Genomic DNA, 4,206 nt, shown 5'->3' with positions numbered 1-4,206 from the left:
GACGGCGGCCAATGGACCGATGGGAACGGGGGCGGACATCATTAGGGCGAGACAGCGAGGAGCTAGGGACCAACCGCCAGGCGAGCAATATCGTTCTCGCCTCCTTTACGCCGGGAGGCGAAGACGACGACAAGCCACCAAAGTTCCCAGAAGAAAGACCGCGAAGCTCTCGAGGGCGCTCGCGCGTCTATAAAGAACTGGCGAAATGGATCGCAAGAGGCGTGGTGAAGGAGGTCGTCGGGAAACGAATTACAGCCTTACTGACTATCGTGGATGAAGCCGGGTGGCTCGAACCGGCCATCGACTCCATCCGCAGCTTCGCCGATCCGCCGAAGAGCCTGGAGGAATTGCAGCAGGATGCTTACACCCCCGCCGCGGGCTATGATGTGCATCACATCGTCGAGCAGACCTCCGCCGAGCGGGACGGCTATCCACGCTCCATGATCGACGCGCCAGAAAACCTGGTTCGCATTCCGAGGCTCAAGCACTGGATGATCACCGGCTGGTATATGATCCCCAATGAGGATTATGGCTGGATACCTCCACGCCAATATTTGCGCGGGAAGGCCTGGGAGGAGCGAGTAAGGGTCGGCCATGAAGCGCTGATGGAAGCCGGAGTGCTCAAGCCATGAGCGGACTCGACCTCAAAGCAATGACCGTCGATCAGCTGGTCGCGCGATTCGTGGATATCTGTCTCCGCCAGGACGAGGCATTGCTCGAGGAAGATCTCGCAAAATTCCGCCGACTGTTCGAACAGATGCGGGCTGTTCTGGACGAGTTGAGTCGCGCCCTGACGATCAGAGAACGGCTCTCATCCCGCTGTACGAGCACCCTAATATGCAGGTGCGGCTCAAAGCAGCCAAGAACACGCTAGCCTTGGCACCTGATACGGCCCGGACCGTGTTGGAGTCGATCAAAGCATCCCAATGGCACCCCCAAGCGATGGAAGCCGGGATGTGTCTTCGTAATCTGGAAAGTGGTTTTTTTAAACCGAGCTAGCGTCACCGCAACGAATCGGAGAGCTGCGCACGCGTCTCGGCGTCGACGCGCCCAAGGCCTAACCCGGACCATGCGAAATGGGTCTTGGATTCGATAAGGCGAGCACGATGCGCAAGTTTACATATTTCGATCAGATCGATGATGAGGGCTGGCCAGACCCTGAGGATATTAGGCACTACTTCTTCGCTGCTCCTGGACAGGAGTGGTTTCATACCTGGGGCAACGACACGGCGGGTCTCTCGGTAGAAGGTCTGTATGGCACAGAGCACGAGGACCATCTCGCAGGCCACCGCGTCGACCTAAATCTCGATCTGTATGGAATCCCGGAGCTGGGCGTTCTGCTGATCTATCACAAGCATGGCGGCGGTTATCAGGAGGCCTATACGTCCAAAGGCGATATGAGCCGGTTGGAGGAGTGGGTGCGCAATCTGCACAGCGACCGGCTACCGCTGGGACTCTTCATCCCCTTCCCCAAGGCCTATGAGGCCGTCAAGGAATTCATCGAGACCGACGGTCAATTGCCGAAATGCATCGAGTGGGTGGCAAACAAGGATTTGCCGCCCGGCACCTTCCCCGATCCGTAAGCCGAACCCTACCCCGCGGCGGCGACCTTCGCCTGCGCGGGACGCACCAGCGCGGCGTAGTCGTCCATCAGCGTGCGCGTGATCTCGCCCGGCGTGAAATTGTACTCGCCGATCGCGCCCGACGGGCACTTCGCGGCCGTGCCGGTGATGAAGCACTCGGTGAAGCCTGAAAGCTCCTCCGGCAAGATGCTCGTCTCGATCACCTTCCAGCCGCGCTGCTTGGCGAGCCCGATGACCGTGCGCCGGGTGATGCCGTCGAGGAAGCAGTCCGGCGTCGGCGTATAGATCACGCCGTCCTTCACGAAGAAGATGTTGGCGCCGGTGCATTCGGCGACCTGCCCGCGCCAGTCGAGCATCACCGCGTCGGCGAAGCTTTCGCGCTCGGCGCGATGCTTCTCCACGGTGCAAATCATATAGAGGCCCGCCGCCTTCGAGTGGACCGGCGCGGTAAGCGGGTCGGGCCGGCAATATTTGGCGAAGGTGAGCTTCAGCCCCTTCTCGCGTGCGGCCGGATCGAAATACGAGCCCCAGTCCCACGCGGCGATGGCGACATTGATGCGCGTCTTCTGCGCCGACACGCCCATCTGCTCGCTGCCGCGCCAGGCCAGCGGCCGGACATAGGCGTCGGACAGCTTGTTGGCGCGCACGACCTCGCGCGCCGCTTTGTCGAGCTCTGCCACGGAATACGGCACCTCGAAGTCGAGGATTTCGGCGGAGGTGTGCAGGCGCTGATTGTGCTCGGTGAGCTTGAAGATCTCGCCGTCATACGCGCGCATGCCTTCGAACACGGCGCTGCCATAATGAAGGGCATGGGTGAGGAGATGCACCCGCGCATCGTTCCACGGAATCAGCTCGCCATTGAACCAGATAAAGCCGTCGCGCTGATCGTAGTTCGACATGCGCTCTCCTCCACGAGCAGGACAGGCCGTTCTTGCGTGGCGGCCTCCGTCCCAAAACCAACTTGGTTGTTCCTCATACCATCCGCCAGGGAAATTGCGAGCAAGCGGCAATTGCGCAAGCAGGTGGCGAGGCGTATCAAGGACCCAATTAAGTCAACATGGCTGACATAAACCAAGCGGAAAAATATGTCAACATGACTGACCTAAATGAACCCCTGAGCCGCGGCCGGAAAGGCGGCGGCGCCAAGCGTGGCGAAGGCGCAACCGCCGGCGGCAAAGGCAGCCCTATGCCCGAAGCCAAGCTCCATGAGTTCGCCGAGCTCCTGTTTTTCGCCTATCGGGACTTCACCGGCGATCCGGACGCGATTCTGAAGGATTTCGGCTTCGGCCGGGCCCATCACCGGGTGCTCCATTTCGTCAACCGCCACTCGGGCCTGCGCGTGGCGGATTTGTTGGACATCCTCAACATCACCAAGCAGAGCCTCTCCCGCGTGCTCAAGCAGCTGATCGATCAGGGCTTTGTCGAGCAGCAGGCGGGATCCTCGGACCGCCGCGAGCGGCTGCTTTATCCCACCGAGCGCGGCCGCGCGCTGGCCGAGCGGCTGGCCGCGCCTCAATTCGTTCGTCTTACCAATGCGCTGGAGGCCGCAGGGCCCGGCGCGGAAGCCGCGCTGCGCGCATTTCTCGAAGCCATGATCAATGCCGAAGATCGGCCCAAAGTCTCCTCCATCATGTCCACCATGCCGGCCGAGACACGCCAAGGGGACAAGGGGGACGGAACCTGATCATGCCGACGCAGATCAAAGCCCATCGGGGCAGCGGCCCCGACGACAACGCGCCGCATATTCTTGTGGTGGACGACGACAGCCGCATTCGCGACTTGCTGGCGCGCTATCTGAATGATCACGGCTTCCGAGTTACGACGGCAGACGATGCGCAGTCGGCCCGCGCCACCATGCGCAGCCTCGCCTTCGATCTGCTCATTCTCGACGTGATGATGCCGAAGGAGTCTGGCATCGAATTCGCCAGGACGCTGCGCCAGGACAGTCAGGTGCCGATCCTCATGCTCACCGCGCGCGCAGAACCCGATCAGCGCATCGAAGGACTGGAAACAGGCGTTGACGATTATCTCGCCAAACCTTTCGACCCGCGCGAGCTTCTCCTGCGCGTCGGCAACGTGCTGAAGCGTGGCAACGCGGCGCCGGCCACCGGCGAGATCCGCATGGGCGATTTCATCTTTCATGTTTCGCGCGGCGAGCTGCAGCGCGCCGGCGAGACCATCCGCCTGACCGAGCGCGAGCGTGATCTGTTGCGCTATTTCGCCCAGCGTCCGGGCACGCCCGTCTCGCGTCACGAACTCGCCAAGGGGCCGACAGCGGCGGCGAGCGCGCGGTCGACGTACAGATCAACCGCCTCAGACGTAAGATCGAAAACGACCCGGCCAACCCGGTCTATCTCCAGACCGTGCGCGGCAAGGGCTACATTCTGTATTCCGAATGAGCGCCGTCTCCGACACCGCCGCCCCCGTTCCGCGGGAACGCCCCCGGCCCTTCCGCTGGCTGCTCGCGCAGTTCGGCGACAAGATGCCGAAGGGCCTCTATGCGCGCGCGCTGATCATCATCATCGCACCCATGGTGCTGCTCCAGTCGGTGGTGACGTTCGTTTTCCTGGAGCGCCACTGGCAGACCGTGACCCACCGGCTGTCCACGGGCACGGTGCAGAAC

At 61.9% G+C, this 4,206-nt stretch carries 4 protein-coding genes and 3 pseudogenes; 6 read left to right on the top strand and 1 reads right to left on the bottom strand.

Annotated features, from left to right (window positions below; translation table 11 throughout):
• The 3 genes and pseudogenes from AUC71_RS14060 to AUC71_RS14050 form a co-directional block, all read left to right on the top strand.
• Window positions 1-632 (top strand): hypothetical protein (locus tag AUC71_RS14060; RefSeq protein ID WP_204376735.1); only part of this gene is annotated, 632 nt, incomplete at its 5' end.
• A pseudogene (locus tag AUC71_RS14055) lies at window positions 629-999 on the top strand (DUF2019 domain-containing protein). The gene AUC71_RS14060 and the pseudogene AUC71_RS14055, both read left to right, overlap by 4 nt.
• A gap of 107 nt (window positions 1,000-1,106) precedes the next feature.
• Window positions 1,107-1,583, top strand: coding sequence for an Imm1 family immunity protein (locus AUC71_RS14050; protein ID WP_158007871.1), 477 nt, complete (start codon window positions 1,107-1,109; stop codon window positions 1,581-1,583).
• 8 nt (window positions 1,584-1,591) lie between these two features.
• Here the strand turns inward: AUC71_RS14050 and AUC71_RS14045 are convergent, their stop codons facing one another.
• Window positions 1,592-2,482 carry a branched-chain amino acid aminotransferase gene (locus tag AUC71_RS14045; RefSeq protein WP_069624738.1) on the bottom strand — a complete coding sequence of 297 codons (891 nt, stop codon included), beginning with the start codon at window positions 2,480-2,482 and terminating at the stop codon, window positions 1,592-1,594.
• A 194-nt stretch (window positions 2,483-2,676) separates the two neighbouring features.
• On the opposite strand from AUC71_RS14045, the gene AUC71_RS14040 reads away from it, so the two are divergent.
• From AUC71_RS14040 to AUC71_RS18900, 3 genes and pseudogenes are all read left to right on the top strand, one after another.
• Window positions 2,677-3,267 (top strand): MarR family winged helix-turn-helix transcriptional regulator, encoded by a 591-nt coding sequence (locus AUC71_RS14040; RefSeq protein WP_069624741.1) that lies wholly within the window; start codon window positions 2,677-2,679, stop codon window positions 3,265-3,267.
• 2 nt (window positions 3,268-3,269) lie between these two features.
• Window positions 3,270-3,982, top strand: a pseudogene (locus AUC71_RS14035) (response regulator transcription factor).
• Window positions 3,983-4,065: 83 nt separating this feature from the next.
• Window positions 4,066-4,206, top strand: a pseudogene (locus AUC71_RS18900) (two-component sensor histidine kinase); the annotation flags it as partial.

It is taken from the genome of Methyloceanibacter marginalis, from assembly GCF_001723295.1.
In the GTDB taxonomy this organism is placed as follows: Bacteria; Pseudomonadota; Alphaproteobacteria; order Rhizobiales; family Methyloligellaceae; genus Methyloceanibacter; species Methyloceanibacter marginalis.
This window is presented reverse-complemented; position numbering and strand designations above follow the sequence as displayed.

Bases quoted from the DNA above. Each gene is read 5' to 3' on its own strand.
- AUC71_RS14045 (WP_069624738.1), bottom strand. From the start codon at position 2,482: ATGTCGAACTACGATCAGCGCGACGGCTTTATCTGGTTCAATGGCGAG.
- AUC71_RS14050 (WP_158007871.1), top strand. From the start codon at position 1,107: ATGCGCAAGTTTACATATTTCGATCAGATCGATGATGAGGGCTGGCCA.
- AUC71_RS14040 (WP_069624741.1), top strand. From the start codon at position 2,677: ATGACTGACCTAAATGAACCCCTGAGCCGCGGCCGGAAAGGCGGCGGC.